Source organism: Kineococcus sp. DHX-1 (assembly GCF_042473625.1).
Classification (GTDB): Bacteria; Actinomycetota; Actinomycetes; order Actinomycetales; family Kineococcaceae; genus Kineococcus.
Window position 1 is genome coordinate 1,203,171 of sequence record NZ_CP170445.1, and the last position, 21,967, is coordinate 1,225,137.

Genomic DNA, 21,967 nt, shown 5'->3' on the forward strand with positions numbered 1-21,967 from the left:
CCCCTCCCAGATGTTTCTAGAACACTTCTAGGGAGGGGTCGGCCGACGGGGCAGGACGCTTGACGCGGCCCCACTCGTCCGGCCCAGCGACCGGCGGGTCCAGGTGGCGTCCCGCGGGATCGTCGTCAGTCGACGGTGGGGCGCGAGGGTCAGCCTCGAGGCTGCGGGACGGGGACCCGGACCATGCCCTCCTGGGCCACGGTCGCGACGAGGCGGCGTCGCCGGTCGTACATCCGCCCCGTCGACAACCCCCGCGCGCCCGAGGCGCTGGGGCTCTGGGCCACGTAGAGGACCCAGTCGTCGGCGCGCGCCGGCCGGTGCCACCACATCGCGTGGTCCAGGCTCGCGACGCTCATCCCCGGGGTGGCCCAGGCCATCCCGTTCCGGCGCAGGACCGGTTCGAGGATGCTGAGGTCGCTGGCGTAGGCCAGGGCGCCGCGCTGCAGGAGGTCGTCGCCGGGCAGGGGGGCGTCGAGGCGGAACCACACCGACTGCCGCGCCCGGTGCTCGGGATCCGGGGCGGCGTACAGGGTCGGCTCGACGTGCCGCAGCTCCACGTGCCGCCCGCGGCCCATCTGGCGGGCCAGCGGGTGGTCGGAGGCGTCCAGCACGGCGTAGTCGCTGACGACGTCCTCGGGGTCGGGCACGTCGGGGGCCGGTTCGGCGTGGTCCAGACCCTCGGCGGGCGTCTGGAACGAGGCGATGCCCGACAGGATCGGCACGCCGTTCTGCGTCGCCTGCACGCGGCGGGCGGAGAACGACCGGCCGTCGCGCAGCCGCTCCACGGCGAAGGCGACGGGGACGGCCGGGTCGCCGGGACGCAGGAAGTAGGCGTGCAGGGAGTGCAGGCTGCGGTCGGGCGCCACCGTCCGGCCCGCCGCGACGGCCACCTGCCCGAGCACCTGCCCGCCGAAGAGGCGCTGGCGCCAGTGCGGGAGGTTCGGGCCGGTGAAGACGTCGGCGGCGGCGTCGCCGGGGGAGCCGGCCGGGCGGACGTCGAGGACCTCGAGCAGCGGGGACACGTCGTGGTGGTCGGGCACCCGGGCACGGTACCGAGCCGCCGCACCGGGGGTGCGGGGCGGCGGCTCGGGGGTAGCGTCGGCGCGTGCTCGCCGCCCGCGCCGTCCGCGCCAGTTCCGACGACCCGCTGTCCGCCCTCGAGGTGGCTGATGCCCCGGCGGCCGAGCCGCCCGCGGGGTGGGTGCGCGTCGACGTCGAGGTCGCCGCGCTCAACCGGCACGACCTGTGGAGCCTGCGCGGGGTCGGACTGCCCGCCGAGCGGCTGCCCATGGTGCTCGGGTGCGACGCGACGGGGACCCTGGAGGACGGTTCGGCGGTGGTCGTGCACGCCGTCGTCTCCGACGAGGACTTCCGCGGCGACGAGACGCTCGACCCGCGGCGGACCCTGCTGTCCGAACTGCACCCGGGGACCATCGCCGAGCACGTCTGGGTCCCGCGGCGCAACGTGCTGCCGCGTCCGGCGGGCTGGACGGCCGAACGGGCCGCGTCGCTGGGGACGGCCTGGCTTACGGCCTACCGGATGCTCTTCACCCAGGCGCGGGCCGTGCCCGGGCAGACCGTCCTCGTGCAGGGGGCCGCGGGCGGCGTCTCGAACGCGCTCGTCGCGCTCGGGTCGGCGGCGGGGCTGCGGGTGTGGGTGACCGGGCGCTCGCCCGAACGCCTCGAGCGGGCGCGCGGCTGGGGCGCGGCGGCGACGTTCGCCACGGGGGAACGGCTCCCCGGCCGCGTCGACGCGGTGTTCGAGACGGTGGGCAAGGCGACGTGGAAGCACTCGGTGCAGTCGCTGGAACCCGGTGGCTGCGTCGTCGTGGCCGGGGCGACGACGGGTGGGGACGCCCCCGCGATGCTCGAGAACGTGTTCTTCAAGCAGTTGCGCGTCCTCGGCTCGACCATGGGGACGCGCGAGGAGTTCGAGCGGTTGCTGCAGTTCTGCGACACCGCCGGTCTCGCGCCCGAGGTCGACTCGGTGCACGCGCTCGCCGACGCGCGCGGCGCCTTCGCCCGGCTGGAGTCCGGCCAGGCCGTCGGCAAGGTCCTCGTCCGGGTCTGAGGCCGGAGTTCACCGCCGTCACGTCCTCCCGGCGAGCCCGGTGCCCGGTGGACGTGACGGCGGTGGTCTCGGGGACCCCCGCGGTGGGGGACGACTCAGTCGGTCGTCCACTCCTCCCAGCGGCGCTGCTCCCAGCGGGCCGCGCGCAGCGCGTCGCGGACCTCCGCCAGGCGGGCCGTCAGGTCGCGGGGCAGCTTGTCGCCGAACCGGGCGAAGTACGTCTCGAGCTCGTCCAGTTCCGCGGTCCAGGCGGCGGGGTCGACCGCGAACAACGCGGTCAGGTCCTGCGCGGGGACGTCCAGACCGGTGACGTCGAGGTCGCCGGCGGCCGGGACGAGACCCACCGGGGTCGGTACGGCGCCGACCCGCCCGGCCAGGCGGGCGCAGATCCACGCGACGACGCGGGAGTTCTCGCCGAACCCCGGCCACAGGAACCGCCCGTCGTCCCCTCGACGGAACCAGTTCACGCCGAACACCGCGGGCGGCTGCGACAACCGGTCCTCCATGCCGAGCCAGTGCGCGAAGTAGTCGGCCATGTCGTACCCGGCGAACGGCAGCATCGCGAACGGGTCGTGCCGCAGCTGCCCGACCGTCCCCTCGGCCGCGGCGGTCTGCTCGCTGGAGACCGACGCCCCCAGGAACACCCCGGCCTTCCAGTCCGGAGCCTGGGACACCAGCGGGACGTTCGTGCGGCGGCGGCCGCCGAACAGCACCGCGTCCACGACCACGCCCTGCGGGTCGTCGAGCTCGGCGGCGATCGACGGGCACTGCGACGCCGACACGGTGAACCGCGCGTTCGGGTGCGCCGCGGGGGTTCCCGAGGCGGGGGTCCAGTCCCGGCCCTGCCAGTCCAGGAGGTGCTCGGGGACCTCCTCGGTCATCCCCTCCCACCACACGTCCCCGTCGTCGGTCAGCGCGACGTTGGTGAAGATGACGTCCCGGTCGAGCATCTGCATGGCGGTCGGGTTCGTCGACCAGCCCGTGCCCGGGGCCACGCCGAAGAACCCGGCCTCGGGGTTGATGGCCCGCAGCCGGCCGTCGGCGTCGGGGCGCATCCAGGCGATGTCGTCGCCGATCGTCTCGACCGTCCAGCCGGGCAGCGTCGGGCGGAGCATGGCGAGGTTCGTCTTCCCGCACGCCGAGGGGAACGCCGCCGCGAGGTGGAACTGCCGCTGCTGCGGGTCGGTCACCTTCACGAGCAGCATGTGCTCGGCCAGCCAGCCCTCGTCGCGGCCCATGGCGGAGGCGATGCGCAGCGCGAAGCACTTCTTGCCCAGCAACGCGTTCCCGCCGTAGCCGGAACCGAAGGAGAAGATCTCGCGGGACTCGGGGAAGTGGGCGATGTACTTCAGGTCGTTGCACGGCCACGCCACGTCCGCGCGGGACCGGCCGACCGCGTCGACGAGCGGGTACCCGACCGAGTGCACCGCAGGGACCCAGGTGGTGTCCGGGCCGATGGCGGCGAGCGCGTCGGCGCCCATCCGGGTCATGGTGCGCATCGAGACGACGGCGTACGGGGAGTCGGTGACCTGCACGCCGAGCTGGGAGATCGGGCCACCGACCGGTCCCATCGAGAACGGCACCACGTACATCGTGCGGCCGCGCATCGACCCGGCGAACACGCCCGCCAGTTCCTCGCGCAGGGCGGTGGGTTCGCGCCAGTTGTTCGTCGGGCCGGCGTCCTCGCGGCGGTGGGAGGCGATGAACGTGCGCGACTCCACGCGCGCCACGTCCGTCGGCGCCGACCGCGCCAGGAACGACCCGGGCCGCAGGTCCTCGTCCAGGCGGACCAGCGTGCCGGCCTGCACCATCTGCGTCGTGAGCCGGTCGAACTCCTCCTGCGACCCGTCGCACCACACCACGGCGTCGGGTTCGGTGAGGGCCGCGACCTTGCGGACCCACGCCACGACGGACGGGTCGGCACCCGCGTGCTGGACCCGCAGCCGGGAGGGCTGCTGGGGCAGCGGGGCGGGAATGGGCGCCGGGCGCAGGGCCCCCGTCGGCTGGACGGGGACGTCACGCGTCAACTCGATGGTCACGTCGGCGTGCCTCCTTCGGGAGCGGTGGTGGTTTCGCGTTCGTCTTCCGAGCATGTGGCGCACGCAACCCCCCGACAACGACGAGAGGGGGTGAAGATCCGCAGTTCTTCACCTACCGTGAACCGCATGGCTCCGCTGCGCGTCGCTGCGCTCGAACCGCTGACCGATCCGGCGCTCGCCCCGCCGGTCCCGGAGACGGGTCTGGACGCCCTCACGGTGGGACGACGGATCCGGCACCACCGGCAGGCCAAGGGGTGGACGCTGGCCCAGCTCGGGGAGGAGGTCGGGGCCGCCCAGAGCCAGCTCTCGCAGGTCGAGAACGGCAAGCGCGAACCCCGGCTGTCCCTCATCACCGCCGTCGCCCGCGCCCTCGGGGTTCCGCCCTCGGACCTGCTCGACCCCGCGCCCCCGCCGAGCCGCCGGGCAGCGCTGGAGATCGAGCTCGACCACGCCCAGCGCTCACCCCTGGCGCGCACGCTCGGGCTGCCGGAGGTCCGGTCGAGCCGGAAGCTGCCGACCGACGCGCTCGAGGCCCTCGTGGGGCTGCACCGCGAACTCGCCCGCCGGCACGACGCGTCCAACGCGACGCCGGAGGAGGCGCGGCGGGCGAACACCGAGATCCGGCACCTCCTGCGGGCCGTCGACAACCACCTGCCGGAGATCGAGGAACTCGCCGAGGACCTCGTGCGGTCCGCGGGGTACACCGTCGGCGCTCTGACCCACCGGCAGGTCGCACGCATGGCCGCCGACCTCGGTTTCAGCATCATCCACGTCGAGGACCTGCCGCACTCCACGCGGACCGTCACCGACCTGGCCAACGGGCGCATCTACCTCCCGCCCGCCTCGATCCCGGGCGGGCACGGGCTGCGGTCCCTGGCGCTGCAGGCGATCGCGCACCGCGTGCTGGAGCACGAGCGGCCCGCGAGCTACACCCAGTTCCTGCGCCAGCGACTGGAGATCAACTACTTCGCGGCGTGCTGCCTGCTCCCGCGCAGCGCCGCGGTGGAGTTCCTGTCGGCGGCCAAGGCCGACAAGGACCTGGCGGTGGAGGACTTCCGCGACGCGTTCGGCGTGACGCACGAGGCTGCGGCGCACCGGCTCACGAACCTGCTGACGTCGCACCTGGGGATTCCCGTGCACTTCCTGCGCGTCGGCGACGACGGCGCGCTCTACCGCGGGTACGAGAACGACGGCGTGCCGTTCCCCGAGGACTCCTCGGGCGCCATCGAGGGGCAGCCGGTGTGCCGGCAGTGGACCGCGCGCACGGTGTTCGACGTCCGGAACCGCACGACGGAGAACTACCAGTACACCGACACGCCCGCGGGGACGTTCTGGTGCTCGAGCCAGACGGGGACGAGCGACGACGGCGGGTTCTCCATCACGGTCGGCGTCCCGTACGCGCACGCGAAGTGGTTCCGCGGCCGGGACACCCGGGTGCGGACCAGGAGCACGTGCCCCGAGGCGGCGTGCTGCCGCCGGCCGCCGGCCGGGGTGGCCGAGCGGTGGGCCGAGCACGCCTGGCCGAGCGCCCGCCTGCACGCCCAGACGCTGGCGCCGCTGCCCTCGGGGCGCTTCCCCGGCGTCGACGACCTGGAGGTCTACTCCTTCCTCGACTCCCACGCCCCGCGCACCCCGCCGTCGTGAGGGCCCGGGGGTGCGACGGCTGAGGCCGCGTGCGAGGGTGACGACGAGGCCAGGACCTGGCCCCACGCCGACCCGCGGTCCGCCAGGACCGGTCCGGACCTGGAAGGGGCTCGCACCACCGTGTCGCTCACCGTTCCCCGCGTCCCCGAGGCGGTCTCGCCGCCCGAGGCCCTGCGCGCCCACGTCGCCGCCACCGCCCTGCGCCCCTCGGGGACGGGCACCGTCGGGCTCGAGCTGGAACGGCACGTCGTCGACGTCCGCGCCCCCCGCCGCCGCGTGGACTGGGACCGGCTGACGTCGCTCGTGGCGGGGTTCGTGCCGCCCGCGGGCTCCCGCCTGACGCTCGAACCCGGCGGGCAGGTGGAGCTGTCCACCCCGCCGGGCGACCTCGTGCCGACCGTCGCGGGCCTGGAGCGGGACGCGGCCGCGGTCGACGCCCTGCTCGCCACCGACGGGCTCGTCGCCCTCGCCACCGGCCTGGACCCCGTGCGCGCTCCCGCCCGCGTCCACCCCGGCTCGCGCTACCGGGCGATGGAGGCGCACTTCGACGCCGTGGGCCACCACCTCGACGGCGCGACGATGATGGCCTCGACGGCCTCCCTGCAGGTCAACCTGGACGCCGGGCCCGCTGCCGGGTGGGCCGACCGGCTGGCGCACGTGCGCCGGCTGACGCCCGTGCTCGTCGCGCTCGCGGCGACGTCGCCGCTGCGCCAGGGCGTCCCGACCGGAGCGGTGTGCGGCCGGCAGGAGGTCTGGGGCCGGCTGGAACCCGGCCGGTGCCGCGCGTCCGGGGACGGCAGCGACCCGGTCGCGCAGTGGACGGAGTTCGCCTTCGCTGCGCCCGTCATGTTCGTCCGGGTCCAGGACACGGGGGAGTTCGCACCCGTCCGCGACCACGTCCCGTTCGGGGACTGGGCCGCGGGCCGGGTCCTGCTCGACGGCCGGCGCCCCGGCACCGCCGACGTGGACGCGCACCTCACCACGTTGTGGCCGCCCGTGCGGTTGCGGGGCTTCCTGGAACTGCGGTTCCTCGACGCCGTGCCCTCGGCTCTGCGCCCGGGGCTGGCGGCCGTCGTCGCGACCGTCGTCGACGACCCGGTGGCGGCCGAGGCCGCCGCGGCGGCTGCCGAGCCGGTGGCGGACCGCGGGGTCGACGCTGTGGGGGTGGGGCTCGCCGACCCGGCGCTGCGCCGGGCAGCGCTCGGCGTGCTCGCCGCGGCCGCAGGCCGGGTGGACCCGGCGCTCGTGCCCGCCGTCGACGTCTGGACCGACCTGCTGACGGCGGGCCGCAGCCCCGCCGACCTCGTGACCGACCGGTTCCGCGCCGACGGACCCGACGCCTGCCTGACCGCGGAGGAGCTCCGGTGACCACGCTCGACGACCAGCCCCTGGACCACTCCCTCGAGGACGCGGTCGCGGCGCTGCAGGACGGCCGCCGCACGACGGCCCGACTGACCGAGGCCGCCGACGCCGAGCTGACCGTCCAGCACTCCCCGCTCATGAGCCCGCTCGTCTGGGACCTCGCCCACATCGGGCAGCAGGAGGAGCTGTGGCTCCTGCAGCAGGGGTCGGGGGCCGACCGGACACCCGTCTTCCACCCCACGATCGCCTGCCTCTACGACGCCGCCGAGCACCCGCGCGCGACGCGGACCCAGCTGCCGCTGCTGGACCCGCGAGCGTCCCGGCGGGCCGTCGCCGACGTGCGCAACCGTGTCCTGGACCGCGTCGCGCGCGTGCGGTCGCAGGACCCCGCGCAGGCCGCGTTCGCCGTCGCGATGGTCGCCCAGCACGAGCACCAGCACGACGAGACGATGTTCGCGACGCACAACCTGCGCTCGGGCGACCCGCTGCTCGCTGCCGCGCCCACGCCACCCGGCCGGGTCGTGCCGGCCGAGCCCGTCCTCGTGCCGGCGGGGGAGTTCCTGCTCGGCGTCGACCCGGCGCAGGAGCCGTGGGCCCTGGACAACGAGCACCCGCAGCACCGCGTCCACGTCCCGGCGTTCCGCATCGGCCGCGTCCCGGTGACGAACGGGGAGTGGGCGGCCTTCGTCGACGACGGCGGGTACGACGACCCCCGCCACTGGACGCGCGAGGGCTGGGCGCACCGCCGGGCCGAGGGGATCGCGGCCCCGCTCGGCTGGTCCCGCGACGGCGCGGGCGGCTGGACGCAGCGGCGCTTCGCCGTCGAGGTCGCCCTCGACCCCGCCGCCCCCGTCCAGCACGTCGACTGCCACGAGGCGGAGGCCTTCGCGCGGTGGGCCGGGGCACGGCTGCCCACCGAGGTCGAGTGGGAGAAGGCCTGCGCCTGGGACCCGGTGCTGGGTCGCCGCCGCCGCTGGCCGTGGGGTGAGGAGGCCCCGACCGCCGAGCGGGCCAACCTCGGCGGGCACGCGCTGGGGCCCGCGCAGGTCGGGGCCTACCCGGCCGGGGCCAGCGCCTACGGCGTCGAGCAGTTGATGGGCGACGTGTGGGAGTGGACGTCCTCGGACTTCGCGCCGTGGCCGGGGTTCTCCCCGATGCTCTACGACACCTACTCCGCGCCGTTCTTCGGCGGCGGCTACCGGGTGCTGCGCGGCGGGTCCTGGGCCAGCACGTCCGTCTCGGTGCGGCCGTCGTTCCGGAACTGGGACTGGCCGGTGCGCCGGCAGATCTTCACGGGCGTCCGCCTGGCCTGGGACGTCTGAGCGTGTGCCGGCACACGGCCTGGCTGGGCGCCGAGCGCAGCCTGGCCGACCTGCTCCTGGAGCGCGAGCACGGTCTGCTGCAGCAGAGCTGGGCGCCGCGACGGCAGCGCCACGGGACGGTCAACGCCGACGGCTGGGGGGCCGCCTGGTGGAGCGGGGTCCGGCCCGAGCCGGCCCGCTGGCGCCGCGCGGCGCCGCTGTGGGCGGACGCCTCGCTCGCCTCCGTCGCCCCCCACGTCGCGGCGGGCTGCGTGCTCGGCGCCGTGCGCGACGCGACCGTCGGGATGCCGCCGGACGAGACGGCGTGCGCGCCGTTCGTGCGGGGTGCGTGGGCGCTGTCGCACAACGGCCGGGTCGAGCGGTCCGTGCTGCCCGCGGAGGCCTGGCCCACGGCGGAGTCGGTGTGCGACTCCGCGGTGCTCGCGTCCTGGCTGCTGGCGGCGCCCGACGAGATCGGCCCGCGCGTGCGGGCCGCGGGGGACGCCGATCCCGGTGCCCGCCTCAACGTCCTGGCCGCCGACGGCACCCACCTCGTCGCCACCGCCTGGGGCGACACCCTCAGCGTGCTGCGGACCGACGACGGGGTCGTCGTCGCGAGCGAACCGCACGACGACGACCCGCGCTGGGAGGACGTCCCGGACCGCTCCCTCGTCGAGGTCGACGCCGGCGGGGTCCGGGTCAGCCCTCTCTGACACGGGGAGCGTCAGGCGAAGCGGACGACGTCCTCGGGGGCGAGGCGCGGCATGCGCGGGCGGTAGGCGTCCTGCGCGGCGGGGTGCCCGATGTTCACGACGAGCTCGGAGCGCCACGACGTCCCGGCGAAGAACTCCGCGTCGACGCCGGCCTTGTCGAACCCGGCCATCGGCCCGGCGGCCAGGCCCAGCGCGCGGACGGCGAGGATGAGGTAGCCGGCCTGCAGCGCAGCGCTGTAGCCCCCCATCTGCGCCCGCATCTCGGCGTCGCCGTCCAGGACCGGCTGCAGACCGGCCAGGAACGGCGCCACGTGCGGGATCGCGTCGTGGAAGCGGTCGTCGCGGGCGAGGACGGCCGTCACCGGGGCCGTCGCCGCGCGGTCGCGGTTCTTCTCGTCCAGCAGGGGCAGCAGCCGCTCGCGGCCCTGCGCCGAGCGGACGAAGAGCAGGCGGAGAGGCTGCAGGTTGGCCGCGGTCGGGGCCCAGCGCGCAAGGTCCCAGATCTCGGTGAGCTGGGCGTCGGACACGGGGGTGGGGGCGAAGTGCTGCACGGTGTGCGCGTCGGTGAACAGCGCGGCGCGGGCGTCAGGGGCCAGACTCGAGGGGCGGTCGTCCAGGGCGGTCATGCTCGTCTCCTCATACTTGCTACTCATCACGGTGTCGCTTCGAAAAAAAGAGTAGCACCGGATGATGAAGCGTCAAGGAGTAGAGTGGGGTACGTGGTGGACGACGTTCGGCAGGTCGAGGAGTCGCACAGCGCCCGGGCGTGCGACGGCGCGCTGGCCCGCGCCTTCGGGTTCCTCGGCAAGCGGTGGAACGGGATCCTGCTCGCCACCCTCGGCAACGGTTCCGCCGGGTTCTCCGACCTGCGCCGGACCGTCGCGGGCATCAGCGACTCCGTGCTGTCCGACCGCCTCGCCGAGCTCTCCCGGGCCGGCCTCGTCCAGCGCACCGTGCACGAGGGGCCGCCCGTCGCGGTCGTGTACGACCTCACCGACGCGGGTCGCGCGCTCGCGCCGGCGCTGGCCGAGCTCACGGCCTGGGCGCGCGCGAACCTGCCCGGGGACTGCGCCCGCGGCGCGTGAGGCTCAGTCCTCGAAGGTGTTGAGCATGCTGTGCGCGGCGCGGTCGAGGTAGTCCCACAGGAGCCCCTCCTGGGCGGGCGGCAGCCCGAGCGCCTCGACGGCGGCGCGCATGTGCCTCAGCCAGCGGTCCCGGGCGTCCGGGTTGACCTTGAACGGCGCGTGCCGCATCCGCAGCCGCGGGTGACCGCGCTGCTCGGAGTAGGTGGTGGGACCGCCCCAGTACTGCTCCAGGAACAGCAGCAGCCGTTCCTTGGCCGGTCCGAGGTCGGCCTCGGGGTACATGGGCCGCAGCACGTCGTCCCCGGCGACGCCGTCGTAGAAGACGTCGACGAGGCGGACGAACGTCTCGTGCCCGCCCACCTCGTCGAAGAACGTCCTCGTGCCGCCGTCCGGCCCCGCGGGCTTGCGCCCCAGGAGGTTCTGCGGGCGGACGAAGGGCAGGTCGGGGCTCACCGCACCAGTGTCGCCTCCGGGCGGACGTCGACGGTCGCGGGGGCGCCGGTGGCGTTCGCGCGGGCCAGGGCCTCCGCGGCCTCCTTGACGTTCTCCTGCATGCCGCCGAAGACGACGTCGTGGAACGGGCTGATCGCCGCCCAGTAGGCCTGTCCGGCCAGGCCCTTGGGGTGGAACAGGGCGCGCTGCTGGAAGAGCGTGCGGCCCACCGGGTCCCGCCCCACCCGCAGGTCCAGCCAGGCCAGACCGGGCAGCTTCATCTCGGCCCGCAAGCGCAGCAGCTCGTCCTGCTGGCGCTCCTCCACGCGCCACCAGTCCACGGCGTCGCCGACCATGAGGTGTCGCGGGTCGCGCCGGCCGCGGCGCAGACCGGGGCCGCCGGAGAACCGGTCCATGACCCCGCGCACCGCCCAGGCCATCGGCCAGGAGTACCAGCCCTGCTCACCGCCGATGCCCTCGAGAACCTCCCACAGCTCGTGCGGGGAGGCGTCCACGACCGTCGTGCGCTCGTCCACGTAGAGGTTGCCGCCGGCCCAGTCGGGGTCGGTCGGCAGCGGGTCGCTCGGGGCGCCGGGCACCGAGGCCGAGCTCCACCGCGTCGTGACGTCCGCCTCCTGGATGCGCTTGAGCGCCAGCTGCACCGCGCGGCGGAACGGGATCAGGCCCTCGGGCGGGTCCGGCACGTACCGCTCGACGTCCTTCTCCTTGCAGACGACCTCGTGGACGAGGCTCTCCACCAGCGGTCGTGCGATCGAGCCGGGGACCGGGGTGATGGTGCCCACCCAGTGGCTGGACAACCGCGGAGACATGACCTTCACGGGGAGCACGTGCCGCTTGGGCAGCCCGGCCACCTCGGCGTAGCCCCGCATCATGTCCAGGTACGTCATGACGTCCGGGCCACCGACGTCGAAGGTGCGGTTGACGTCGTCGGGCATGGAGGCCGACCCGACGAGGTAGCGCAGGACGTCGCGCACCGCGATGGGCTGGATGCGGTTGTAGACCCACGACGGGCAGACCATGACGGGCAGGCGCTCGGTGAGGTAGCGCATCATCTCGAAGCTCGCCGACCCCGACCCGAGGATCACGGCGGCCTGCAGCACCGTCGCGGGGACCGGGGCGTCCAGCAGGATCTCCCCGACCTCCCGGCGCGACTCCAGGTGCGTCGACAGCTCCTCGTCCTCCGGGTGCAGGCCCCCGAGGTAGACGATGCGCCGCACGCCCTGGTCGGCGGCCGCGCGGGCGAACGTGCGCGCCGTGCGGCGGTCCTTCGCCGCGAACGACGACCCGCCGCTCATGGCGTGGATGAGGTAGTACGCGACGTCGACGCCCTGCAGCGCCGCGGTCACCTGGTCGCGGTCGGAGGCGTCGGCCCCCACGACCTCGACCTCGTCGATCCACGGCCGGTCCCGCAGCTGCTCGGGCCGGCGGGCCAGGGCGCGGACGCGGAACCCCGCCGCCAGCAGCTCCGGCACCAGCCGGCCGCCGATGTACCCCGTCACCCCCGTGACCAGGGCCAGGCGCCCGTTCCCGGCCAGGACGTCGTCGAGGGACCCGGTGGGGGCGTCGGGCGAGGGCTCACTCATGCCGACAGTCTCCGAGCGCGGGCCCCGGCGCGCGACCCGGCGGGCGACCCGCTGGTCGGGCTGGTCACAGCCCCCGGTGCGTGCGCGCCGGGTCGGCGGCCGCGGCGTCCTGCGCGGCCACGTCGGCCTCACTGGGCGGCGGCGGTTGCGGGGCCACCACGGCGTTCGGGTCCGGCAGCGGCCGGGCCTGGCGCGGCGCGTCGTCGTGGCGCAGGAACACGCGCTGGGCCAGGGGGAACTCGATGCCCTCGGCGTCGAACGCGGCCTTGATCCGGCGCCGCAGCTCCCGCTGCACGGCCCACTGCTGCAACGGGGCCGTCTTGACGACCAGCCGCAGCACGATGCCGTCGGTCGTCATCTGCTCGACGCCCCAGACCTCGGGCTTGTCCAGGACGAGGGGCTTCCACTCCTCCTCCTCGACGAGGTGGTCGGCCAGGCGCTGCAGCACCTCCTGGGCGCGGGCCAGGTTCTCGCCGTAGGCGACCGAGACGTCGACGACGGCGCGGGCCCAGCCCTGGCTCTGGTTGCCCACCCGCAGGATCTCGCCGTTGCGGACGTACCAGACCGTCCCCTTGACGTCGCGTAGCCGCGTGACGCGCAGGCCCACGGCCTCGACCGTGCCCGACGCGTCCCCGAGGTCCACCGAGTCGCCGACGCCGTACTGGTCCTCGGCGAGCATGAAGATGCCGGACAGGAAGTCCTTGACGAGGGCCTGAGCGCCGAACCCCAGCGCGACGCCGGCGATCCCCGCCGAGGCCAGGAACGGCGCGATGGCGATGCCGACCGTGTCGAGCACCACGAGGATCGCGAGCATCCCCAGGACGAACGTCACGGTGCTCTTCAGCACCGAGGCGAGGGTCTCGGCGCGCTGCTGACGGCGCTCGTTGAGCAGCGGGGAGGACTCCAGCAGGCCGTTGCGGCGACCGCCGCCGAGCCGACCGGCGCCGGTGGAGATGCCCGTGGCCACCCGGCCGATGAGCCGCATCGCCAGGTACCGCGCGATCCAGCAGACCAGCAGGACGACGACGACCTTCAGCGGCTTGTCGAGCAGGAACGCCACGACGTCGGAGGCGCCCGCCTGGGCCTCGGCAGAGTCCACGCCGCCGAGGGCCTGGGTGATCGAGTCGAGCACGAGGGGGGACAACTCCTTCTCAGACGTGCTGGTCGGTGGACGCGTCGAGGTGGTCGAGGGTCAGGCCCGTCGCCCGGGCGGCGAAGGCCAGGGTGTCGCGGACGAGCCCGGCGCTGCGCGAGACCGACCGCGCGCCGTGCCCGACGTCCTTCTCGCGGCGCAGCAGCACGGGCCGCTCGGCCGGGTCCGAGGCGGTCGCGTGCTGCAGGGCGGCGCACAGCTTGCGGGCGTGCAGCGGGTCGACCCGGCTGTCGCCGTCGAAGACGGTGAAGAGCACGGCCGGGTACTGCGTGCCGTCGACGACCCGGTGGTAGGGGGAGTAGCCGTGCAACCAGCCGAACTCCTCGGGGTCGGCCGCCGTGCCGTACTCGTCGCTCCACGTCGCGCCGAGCCCGTGCAGCTCGTACCGGACCATGTCCAGCAGCGGCGCCGAGCACACCACCCCGGCGAACAGAGCCGGCTCCTGGGTCGCCGCCGCGCCCACGAGCAGCCCGCCGTTGGAGCCGCCGTGGACGCACAGCTGCGCCGGCGTCGTGAACCCGCGGTCGACGAGGAAGCGGGCGGCGGCGTGGAAGTCGTCGAACACGTTCTGCTTGGACCCGCGCATGCCGGCCCGGTGCCAGTCCTCGCCCTCCTCGCCGCCGCCGCGCAGGTTCGCGACGGCGTAGACGCCACCGGCCTCGACCCACGCGAGCGCGTCGGGGGCGTAGTGCGGCGACAGGCTGATGCCGAACCCGCCGTAGCCGTACAGGACCGTCGGCGCCGGGGTGCGCGGCACCCCGTCCTCGTCGAGGAGGTCGGCGCGGGCCGTCACCTGCAGCCGGACGACCGTGCCGTCGGGGCTGGGGTACTCCAGCAACCGGCTCACGACGGCGGGCACCTGCACGGCCCCCGGCGGCGCGGCCTCGACCGTCAGGGCCCGCGTGCGGGCGTCGAAGTGCCACACGTGCGAGGGCGTCGTGGTGTCGGTGTACCCGAACCACAGCTCGTGCCCGCCCTCCGGACGACCGACCAGGCCACCGATCGAGCCGGTCCCGGGCAGGTCCACGCGACCGGCGGGCCCCTCCAGCTGCCGGCCCGTCGCCAGGTCGTGCACCGTGACGGAGCTGACGGCGTGCTCGGTCCAGCCGACGACGAGCAGCGGCTCCGGCAGCTCCGGACCGTCGAGGACCGCGACGTCGTCCAGCAGGGCGTCGGCCTGCGGGACGAGGTCGGTCCAGTGCTCGACCCCGGGGGTGCCCGGGTCGGCGACGGCGAGGCGACCGCGCGGGGCGTCGAGGTCGGTGAACAGGTACAGGCGTCCGTCGCGGCCGACCCACGCGCTCGTGCTCGCGTCCCGGCCCTCCACCACCGGCCGGAACTGCGGACGCGCGGGGTCGCCCCCCGCGAGGTCGGCGATCCACACGTCGTTGCGCGGGGCCGTGCCCTCGGCGGCCGTGACGACGAGCCAGCGGCCGTCACGGGACGTCCAGACGCCGTAGTAGTTCGTCAGGGCGCGACCGGCCCCGAACACCTCGACGTCGGTGTCGGGGTCGGTGCCGACGACGTGCAGGTGCACCCGCCGGTGGTACTGCCGCTCGTCCTCCGGGACGGACTCCGGCGGTTGCCGGCGGACGTAGTAGAAGGACCGCACGCCGTCGCGTGCGGGCAGCCAGGCCACGGGGGAGTAGCGCGCGCGGTCGATCGGGCCGTCGACGACCTCACCCGTCGTCGCGTCCAGGACGCGCAGGACGCTCTCCTCGCTGCCGCCCTCGGACAGCTGGTAGGCCACGAGGTCGCCCTCGACGTCGGGCCGCCACGCGTCCAGCGTCGTCGTGCCCGACGGGTCCAGCGCGACCGGGTCGACCAGCACGCGCCGGGGCGCGCCCGGGTCCGTCACGGTCAGCACCCCGTGCTCGGCGTCCGGGTCCCGGTGCGTCCGGAACACCCGCTCGCCCCGGTGGACCGGCGCCCCCACCGACCCCGTCGCCATGAGCTCGCGGACGCGGCGCTCCAGGCCCGCCCGGCCGGGCAGCTGCGCGGCCCAGCGCTCCCACGCCTCGTCCTGCCACTGCGACCACGCCTGAGTGCGCGCGTCGGCCGGGTCCTCGAGCCAGCGGTACGGGTCGGCCACCGGGACGCCGTGCAGCTCCTCGACCAGGTCGAGGCGGGGCGCCACGTCGGGGCCCGGACCCGCGGACGGGCGGGCGGGGGAGGGCTGGGAGTCCATGGTCGACCACCCTAGGTCGGCGCTCCGACACCGCGGGGGGACCCTCCACAGGCCCCCCACGGCGCGCTCGTGTGACGTCCACGTGAACCCTCGCGCTCGGACGCGCCAGCGCGCAGCGGGTCTGGCAGAGTCGCCGGGTGGCCACCGACTCCTCGACCGCCGAGCTGGGCGCCGAGCTCACCGACCTCGCGAGCGCCTGCGGGGTCGCCACCACCTTCACCGACTGGCGGGGACGGCAGACGACCGTCCCGGCCTCCACAGTGACGGCCGTCCTGGGCGCGATGGGGCTGGACGTCTCCTCGCGCGAGGCCGTCCGCGACGCGCTGCACGAGGTCAAGCTGCGCCCCTGGCGCCGCGTCCTGCCGCCCGTCGTCGTGGCCCGCGAGGGCCGTCCGCACCCCGTGCCCGTCCACGTGGCCCACGGCGACCCCGTCGACGTCACGGTCGAGCTCGAGGACGACCAGGGCTGGGCCCCGCTGCGGCAGCTCGACCGCTGGATCGACCCCGTCCTCGTGGACGGCCGCCTCACCGGCCGGGCCACCTTCGAACTGCCCGACGACCTGCCGCTGGGCTGGCACGTGCTGACCGCCCGCACCCCCGACGGCGTCGCGCAGTGCCCGGTGGTCGTGACCCCCGACGTCCTGGAGCTGCCCGTCGCGCTGCGCACGGGACGCAGCTGGGGCTACCAGACGCAGCTGTACTCGGTGCGCTCCTCGCGCTCGTGGGGGGTGGGTGACCTGGCCGACCTCGCCGAGCTGTCGGCCGTGGCCGCCGACCAGGGCGCCGGCTGGATCCTGGTCAACCCCCTGGCTGCGGCGCAGCCCGTGCCGCCCATGGAGGCCTCGCCGTACCTGCCGACGACGCGCCGCTTCGTCAACCCGCTCTACCTGCGCGTCGAGGACGTCCGCGAGGTCGCCTACCTGACCCCGGGCGACCGGGCCCACGTCGAGCGGCTCGCCGAGCGGGTCCGGCCCGCCGTCCACGACAGCTCCGAGATCGACCGCGACACGGCCTGGGCGGCCAAGCGCGAGGCGCTCGAGGTCGTCTTCGCCCACGGCCGGACCGCGGCGCGCGAGGCCGCCTTCCGCCGGTACGTCGCCGCGGAGGACCCGGGGCTGACCGGCTTCGCGACGTGGTGCGCCCTCGCCGAGCGGTTCGGGCTCCCGGCCGCGGACTGGCCCGCCGAGGCGGCCTCGCCGCAGTCGGCACGCGAGAGCGGGCTCGTCGACGAGCTCGCCGAGCGCATCGACTTCCACCGCTGGCTGCAGTGGCAGTGCGACGAGCAGCTGCGCACCGCCCAGGACGCCGCGACCGCCCCCGGCACGGGGCCGGGCATCGTCCACGACCTCGCCGTCGGGGTGCACCCCGACGGGGCCGACGTCTGGACCCTCGGCGACGCGCTGGCCCGCGGGGTCACTGTCGGTGCGCCGCCGGACGCCTTCAACCAGCAGGGCCAGGACTGGAGCCAGCCCCCGTGGCGGCCCGACCGGCTCGCCGACGTCGCGTACGCGCCGTTCCGCGACATGGTGCGCACGATCCTGCGGCACGCCGGTGGGCTGCGGATCGACCACGTCATCGGGCTGTTCCGGCTCTGGTGGATCCCGCAGGACGCCGAGCCGTCGGCCGGGACGTACGTCCGCTACGACCACGACGCGCTCATCGGGATCCTCGCGCTGGAGGCGCAGCGCGCCGGCGCCGTCCTCGTCGGGGAGGACCTCGGGACCGTCGAACCGTGGGTGCGCGACTACCTGGCCGACCGCGGCATCCTCGGCAGCGCCGTCCTGTGGTTCGAGTACGACGGGGAGAGCCCCAAGGCCCCGGAGGCCTACCGCGAACTGGCCCTGGCCAGCGTCACCGTGCACGACCTGCCGCCCACGGCCGGCTACCTCGCCCAGGAGCACGTCAGCCTGCGCGACCGGCTCGGGCTGCTGACGCGGCCCGTGGCCGAGGAACGCGCCCAGGACGCCGCCGAGCAGGAACGCATCCTCGGCCTCGTCCGCGACCGCGGCCTCCTCACCGAGGGCGCCGACGAGCAGGCGACCGTCGAGGCCCTGCACCGCTACCTGGCGCTCTCGCCCTCGCTCATGGTTGGCGTCTCCCTCGTCGACGCCGTCGGGGACCGGCGGACCCAGAACCAGCCGGGGACGTCCGACGAGTACCCGAACTGGCGCATGCCGCTGACGGGTCCGGACGGCGAGGTCGTGCTGCTCGACGACCTCGCCGGCGACCCGCGGGCGCAGTCGCTGGCCCGGGCGGTCGACGAGGCCCTGCGCCGCTGACCCCGCGCAGCGGCGTCCCGGGGCGGTGACCAGCACCGCCCCGGGACGTCGGTGTCAGCGCTGGGCGTCGCGCTCCTGGGCCCGCAGCGCACGGGCCACCCCGTCGCGGTTCTCCAGGACGAGGCGGCGCAGCGCGGGCGGGGCGTCCGGCTCGGCCTCCAGCCACGCGTCGGTGCGTTCGACGAGGGCGTGGTCGGCGAGCTCCAGCGGGTAGAGCCCCGTGACGATCTGCTGGGCCATCTCGTTGGTCCGCTCGGCCCACACCGTGCGCAGCACGGCGAAGTACGGCTCGACGAAGGGCCGCAGGAGCTCCTCGTCGTGGACCCGCGAGAACCCGGCGATGACCGAGGCCTGGACCGCGTTCGGCAGGTCGCCGCGCTCGACGACGTCGGCCCACGCACGCTGCTTGGCCTCCGCGGTGGGCACGGCTGCGCGGGCCGCGGCGGCCGAGCGCTGGCCCGTCGCGGTGGCGTCCCGGTCCAGCTCGGCGTCGACGGCCTCCGGGCCCAGGACGCCGCCGGCCACTAGGGCCGTGAGCAGCACCCAGCGCATGTCGGCGTCGACGTCCAGGCCCTCGATGACCTGCGAGCCGTCGTACAGGCCCCCGACGACCGCGAGGTGCTCGGGGCTGTGGGCCGCCGAGGCGAAGGCCCGGGCGAACTGCAGCTGGGTGTCGCTGCCGGCGGCGGCGGCGCGCAGCAGCTCCAGGAGCGTGCTCGCCGTGCGGGCGCGCACCTCCTCCCGGTGGGCCGGTGCCGTGTAGAGCTCGACCGTCGTCGTCAGCTGGCGCAGCAGCACCAGCGCGACGGTGGAGTCGGCCCGGGCCGCGTCGCCGGGCAGCAGCGTCGTCAGCAGCAGGTCGGCGTAGTCGCGGGCGGGGGACTCCCCGTCGCGCGTCATGTCCCACAGCGCCGCCGCGACCAGCGAGCGGGGCAGGGAGTCGCGGAACGCGTCGAGGTGCTGCAGCGCCGTGGCCAGCGAGGCGTCGTCGAGGCGGATCTTGGCGTAGGCGAGGTCGTCGTCGTTGACCAGCAGCAGGTCCGGACGCCGCCGGCCGACGAGCTGCGGCAGCTCGGTGCTGGCTCCCGCGGCGTCGAGCTCGACGCGGTGGGTGCGCTCGAAGCTGCCGTCGACGAGGTCGTAGCAGCCCAGGGCGATGCGGTGGGCGCGCAGGTGCGGGTGCGCCGCGGGCGCCTCCTGCAGCAGGCGGGCCGCGGTGATGGTGCCGTCGGCGTCCGTCTCCACGACCGGGCGCAGGGTCGCCACACCGGCCGTCTCCAGCCACTCGCGCGACCAGGCCGACAGGTCCCGGCCCGACGTGGCCTCGAGCTCGCGCAGCAGGTCCACGAGCTCGGTGTTGCCGAACGCGTGGCGGGCGAAGTACGCCCGGACACCGGCCAGGAACTCCTCCCGGCCCACGTAGGCGACGAGCTGCTTGAGGACGCTCGCGCCCTTGGCGTAGGTGATGCCGTCGAAGTTGACCGCGACGTCCTCGAGGTCGTTGATCTCGGCGACGATCGGGTGCGTCGTCGGCAGCTGGTCCTGCCGGTAGGCCCAGGACTTCTCGAGGGAGTTGAAGGTCGTCCAGGACCCCTTCCACTCCGTCGCCTCGGCGGCGGCCAGCGTGGAGGCGAACTCGGCGAAGGACTCGTTGAGCCACAGGTCGTTCCACCAGCGCATGGTCACGAGGTCGCCGAACCACATGTGCGCCAGCTCGTGCAGCACGGTGACGACGCGGCGCTCGACGGTGGCCTGCGGGACCTTGGAGCGGAAGACGTAGCTCTCGACGAACGTCACCGCGCCGGCGTTCTCCATCGCCCCGGCGTTGAACTCCGGCACGAAGACCTGGTCGTACTTGGCGAAGGGGTAGGCGCGGTCGAACTCGCGCTCGAAGAACTCGAAGCCCTGCTTCGTGGCGCGCACGACGTTGTCGGCGTCGAGGTGCTGCACGAGGGACTTGCGGCAGTAGACCCCCAGCGGGACGGTCCGGCCGTCCGCGGACACGAGGGAGTCCTCCGACCCCTCGTAGGGGCCGGCGATGATGGCGGTGACGTAGGACGACAGCCGCGGCGTGCGCTCGAACGTCCAGCGCGTGCCCGCGTCCACGGGGTGGCGGTGCTCGACCGGGGAGTTCGAGATGACGCGCCAGTGCGCCGGCGCGGTGACGGTGAAGGTGAACTCGGCCTTGAGGTCGGGCTGCTCGAACACGGCGTAGACGCGCCGGGAGTCGGCCACCTCGAACTGCGAGTACAGGTACACCTCGTCGTCGACCGGGTCGACGAAGCGGTGCAGGCCCTCGCCCGTGTTCATGTAGCGGCAGTCGGCCACGACGAGGAGCTCGTTCTCGGCCGCCAGGTCGTCCAGCTGGATGCGGACGCCGTCGTTCACGGCCGCCACGTCCAGCGCCGTGCCGTTGAGCACGACCTCGTGCACGGCCGGGCTGATGAGGTCGACGAACGTCGACGCGCCCGGCGTGGCCGTGAACCGCGCCGTGGTGGTCGAGCGGAACGTCTCCGGACCCGTCGTCAGGTCCAGGTCCACCTCGTAGTGCTCGACCTGCACCAGGCCCGCCCGCGTCCGGGCCTCCTCGCGCGTCAGGTTCTCGCCAGGCACCGCACGTCCTCTCCTCGAGCCGTTCAGGACCGGCCGCCCGCGGCAGCCGGTGTCGCGGACGACTCTGCCACGCCCCTGCGACACCGACCCCGGCAGCCGGGTGTCGGACCCCGGGAGCACCATGAGCACATGACGACTGCGACGACCTCCCGGTCCTCGGCCCAGGCCGACTTCTGGTTCGACCCGCTCTGCCCCTGGGCCTGGATGACCTCGCGCTGGATGCTCGAGGTCGAGAAGGTCCGCGACATCTCCGTCCGCTGGCACGTCATGAGCCTGTCGGTGCTCAACGAGGGCCGGGACCTGCCCGAGGAGTACCGCGAGCTCATGGACAAGGGCTGGGGGCCCGTCCGCGTGGTGACGGCCGCCCGCCTGCTGCACGGCGAGGACGTCGTCCTGCCGCTCTACACGGCGATGGGGACGCGCATCCACCCCGGGGGGAACAAGGACTTCGACGTGGTCGTCGCCGAGGCGCTGGCCGAGGTCGGCCTCCCGGCGGACCTCGCCGCGGCAGCGCACTCCTCCACCTACGACGCCGAGCTGCGCGCCTCGCACACCGAAGGCATCACCAAGGTCGGCGAGGACGTCGGGACGCCCGTCGTGGCCTTCGACGACGTCGCGTTCTTCGGCCCGGTCGTGACGCCGGCGCCCCAGGGCGAGGCCGCGGGCCGGCTGTGGGACGGCTGCCTGCTCGTCGCGGGCGTGCCCGGGTTCTTCGAGCTCAAGCGCACCCGGACCCAGGGGCCGGTCTTCGACTGACGCCCACGGGCGGCGCGGTCACACGACGATCCGCTGGGGCAGTCCGCGCTCGTCATCGTCCCCGCCGAGGACGCGCGCGGTGCCTCCGGGCGTCCAGCCCGCCCACCGCAGCGCCGACCAGGCGCACGCGGCCGCGTCGAGGTGGTCGTCGCCCGGCGGGGCGGCGGGCCCGTCCAGCCAGCCGGCGAGCGCCTCCTCGCGGGCGGCGCGGCCCGCGGCCGTCTTCTTCGACGGCAGCACCGCTCCCGACATCTGCGCGAACGACAGCTCCGGATGGGTTTCCACGACGAGCCCGCGTGCCGCCGGGTCCGCCGCGAGGGCGTCGTCGACGGCCAGGACCGGGCCGCGCAGCCCCCACGTCTGCGCCGACAGGCCCCTGCCGCCCAGGAGGTCGCGGCAGCGGGCGCGGGCCGCGGTGTAGTCCGGCTGCCGCAGGACCTCGCGCGGCGGGACGAGGAAGACGCGCGCGTGGGCCCTGCCCAGGGCCTTCTTGGCCAGCAGGTCCACCGGCCTCCAGTTGCCGGCGGGCAGCCCCACCGGGACGTCGAACCCGACGGCGGTTGCGTCGCGCCGCCACGCGAGGTCGAGGACGGGGGCGGCGTCCTGGCCCGTCAGGACCACCCATTCCAGCACCCGGGCCCGCTGCGGACCGCCCTCGACGACGGCGACCGCCCAGCCGCCGCGACGCCCGTCGACCCCCAGCACCACCACACCCGACCCCACGGCG

At 75.0% G+C, this 21,967-nt stretch carries 17 protein-coding genes; 8 read left to right on the top strand and 9 right to left on the bottom strand.

Going from position 1 to position 21,967, the window contains the following annotated elements; genetic code table 11:
- Positions 1-149: 149 nt before the first annotated feature.
- Positions 150-1,040 (bottom strand): acyl-CoA thioesterase, encoded by an 891-nt coding sequence (locus ACFEMC_RS05900; RefSeq protein ID WP_380174478.1) that lies wholly within the window; start codon positions 1,038-1,040, stop codon positions 150-152.
- Between the two features lie 65 nt (positions 1,041-1,105).
- Here ACFEMC_RS05900 and ACFEMC_RS05905 point away from each other — a divergent pair, with 65 nt between their 5' ends.
- Positions 1,106-2,071: a zinc-binding dehydrogenase gene (locus tag ACFEMC_RS05905; RefSeq protein WP_380174480.1), complete on the top strand. Its 966-nt coding sequence runs from the start codon at positions 1,106-1,108 to the stop codon at positions 2,069-2,071.
- A 95-nt stretch (positions 2,072-2,166) separates the two neighbouring features.
- Here ACFEMC_RS05905 and ACFEMC_RS05910 read toward each other — a convergent pair whose 3' ends face one another.
- Positions 2,167-4,164 carry a phosphoenolpyruvate carboxykinase (GTP) gene (locus ACFEMC_RS05910; protein WP_380174482.1) on the bottom strand — a complete coding sequence of 666 codons (1,998 nt, stop codon included), beginning with the start codon at positions 4,162-4,164 and terminating at the stop codon, positions 2,167-2,169.
- Between the two features lie 72 nt (positions 4,165-4,236).
- Between ACFEMC_RS05910 and ACFEMC_RS05915 the strand changes: the two genes are divergently transcribed.
- The 4 genes from ACFEMC_RS05915 to egtC all read left to right on the top strand — a co-directional run bounded on the left by ACFEMC_RS05915 (position 4,237) and on the right by egtC (position 9,130).
- A complete protein-coding gene (locus ACFEMC_RS05915) occupies positions 4,237-5,754 on the top strand; it encodes a helix-turn-helix domain-containing protein (protein WP_380174484.1) in 1,518 nt (505 codons plus the stop codon).
- A gap of 120 nt (positions 5,755-5,874) precedes the next feature.
- A complete protein-coding gene (locus tag ACFEMC_RS05920; protein WP_380174486.1) occupies positions 5,875-7,122 on the top strand; it encodes a glutamate-cysteine ligase family protein in 1,248 nt (415 codons plus the stop codon).
- 20 nt (positions 7,123-7,142) lie between these two features.
- Positions 7,143-8,438, top strand: coding sequence for an ergothioneine biosynthesis protein EgtB (gene egtB / locus ACFEMC_RS05925; RefSeq protein WP_380176622.1), 1,296 nt, complete (start codon positions 7,143-7,145; stop codon positions 8,436-8,438).
- Positions 8,439-8,440: 2 nt separating this feature from the next.
- The gene (egtC, locus tag ACFEMC_RS05930) at positions 8,441-9,130 is read left to right on the top strand and encodes an ergothioneine biosynthesis protein EgtC (protein ID WP_380174488.1); all 690 of its coding nucleotides are present in this window, start codon (positions 8,441-8,443) and stop codon (positions 9,128-9,130) included.
- Between the two features lie 11 nt (positions 9,131-9,141).
- Here the strand turns inward: egtC and ACFEMC_RS05935 are convergent, their stop codons facing one another.
- Positions 9,142-9,756: a malonic semialdehyde reductase gene (locus ACFEMC_RS05935; RefSeq protein WP_380174490.1), complete on the bottom strand. Its 615-nt coding sequence runs from the start codon at positions 9,754-9,756 to the stop codon at positions 9,142-9,144.
- 93 nt (positions 9,757-9,849) lie between these two features.
- Between ACFEMC_RS05935 and ACFEMC_RS05940 the strand changes: the two genes are divergently transcribed.
- On the top strand, positions 9,850-10,215 hold the full coding sequence (locus tag ACFEMC_RS05940) for a winged helix-turn-helix transcriptional regulator (RefSeq protein ID WP_380174492.1): 366 nt from the start codon (positions 9,850-9,852) through the stop codon (positions 10,213-10,215).
- 3 nt (positions 10,216-10,218) lie between these two features.
- Here ACFEMC_RS05940 and ACFEMC_RS05945 read toward each other — a convergent pair whose 3' ends face one another.
- From ACFEMC_RS05945 to ACFEMC_RS05960, 4 genes are all read right to left on the bottom strand, one after another.
- Entirely contained in the window at positions 10,219-10,629 is a 411-nt protein-coding gene (locus ACFEMC_RS05945; protein ID WP_380176624.1) for a globin, read from the bottom strand.
- A 35-nt stretch (positions 10,630-10,664) separates the two neighbouring features.
- On the bottom strand, positions 10,665-12,251 hold the full coding sequence (locus ACFEMC_RS05950) for an SDR family oxidoreductase (RefSeq protein ID WP_380174494.1): 1,587 nt from the start codon (positions 12,249-12,251) through the stop codon (positions 10,665-10,667).
- Between the two features lie 64 nt (positions 12,252-12,315).
- On the bottom strand, positions 12,316-13,383 hold the full coding sequence (locus ACFEMC_RS05955) for a mechanosensitive ion channel family protein (protein WP_380174496.1): 1,068 nt from the start codon (positions 13,381-13,383) through the stop codon (positions 12,316-12,318).
- Between the two features lie 19 nt (positions 13,384-13,402).
- Positions 13,403-15,592 (bottom strand): prolyl oligopeptidase family protein, encoded by a 2,190-nt coding sequence (locus ACFEMC_RS05960; RefSeq protein WP_380174498.1) that lies wholly within the window; start codon positions 15,590-15,592, stop codon positions 13,403-13,405.
- Positions 15,593-15,729: 137 nt separating this feature from the next.
- On the opposite strand from ACFEMC_RS05960, the gene malQ reads away from it, so the two are divergent.
- On the top strand, positions 15,730-17,871 hold the full coding sequence (gene malQ / locus ACFEMC_RS05965; protein WP_380174500.1) for a 4-alpha-glucanotransferase: 2,142 nt from the start codon (positions 15,730-15,732) through the stop codon (positions 17,869-17,871).
- Positions 17,872-17,925: 54 nt separating this feature from the next.
- On the opposite strand, the gene pepN is transcribed toward malQ, so the two are convergent.
- Positions 17,926-20,484: an aminopeptidase N gene (pepN, locus tag ACFEMC_RS05970; protein ID WP_380174502.1), complete on the bottom strand. Its 2,559-nt coding sequence runs from the start codon at positions 20,482-20,484 to the stop codon at positions 17,926-17,928.
- Between the two features lie 129 nt (positions 20,485-20,613).
- On the opposite strand from pepN, the gene ACFEMC_RS05975 reads away from it, so the two are divergent.
- Positions 20,614-21,240: a DsbA family protein gene (locus ACFEMC_RS05975; protein ID WP_380174504.1), complete on the top strand. Its 627-nt coding sequence runs from the start codon at positions 20,614-20,616 to the stop codon at positions 21,238-21,240.
- Positions 21,241-21,258: 18 nt separating this feature from the next.
- Here the strand turns inward: ACFEMC_RS05975 and ACFEMC_RS05980 are convergent, their stop codons facing one another.
- Positions 21,259-21,963: a DUF429 domain-containing protein gene (locus ACFEMC_RS05980; RefSeq protein WP_380174506.1), complete on the bottom strand. Its 705-nt coding sequence runs from the start codon at positions 21,961-21,963 to the stop codon at positions 21,259-21,261.
- Between the last annotated feature and the right edge of the window lie 4 nt (positions 21,964-21,967).

Coding starts and splice junctions, on each gene's coding strand:
- ACFEMC_RS05950 (WP_380174494.1), bottom strand. CDS start 12,251: ATGAGTGAGCCCTCGCCCGACGCCCCCACCGGGTCCCTCGACGACGTC.
- ACFEMC_RS05935 (WP_380174490.1), bottom strand. CDS start 9,756: ATGACCGCCCTGGACGACCGCCCCTCGAGTCTGGCCCCTGACGCCCGC.
- ACFEMC_RS05910 (WP_380174482.1), bottom strand. CDS start 4,164: ATGCTCGGAAGACGAACGCGAAACCACCACCGCTCCCGAAGGAGGCAC.
- ACFEMC_RS05960 (WP_380174498.1), bottom strand. CDS start 15,592: ATGGACTCCCAGCCCTCCCCCGCCCGCCCGTCCGCGGGTCCGGGCCCC.
- ACFEMC_RS05975 (WP_380174504.1), top strand. CDS start 20,614: ATGACGACTGCGACGACCTCCCGGTCCTCGGCCCAGGCCGACTTCTGG.
- ACFEMC_RS05915 (WP_380174484.1), top strand. CDS start 4,237: ATGGCTCCGCTGCGCGTCGCTGCGCTCGAACCGCTGACCGATCCGGCG.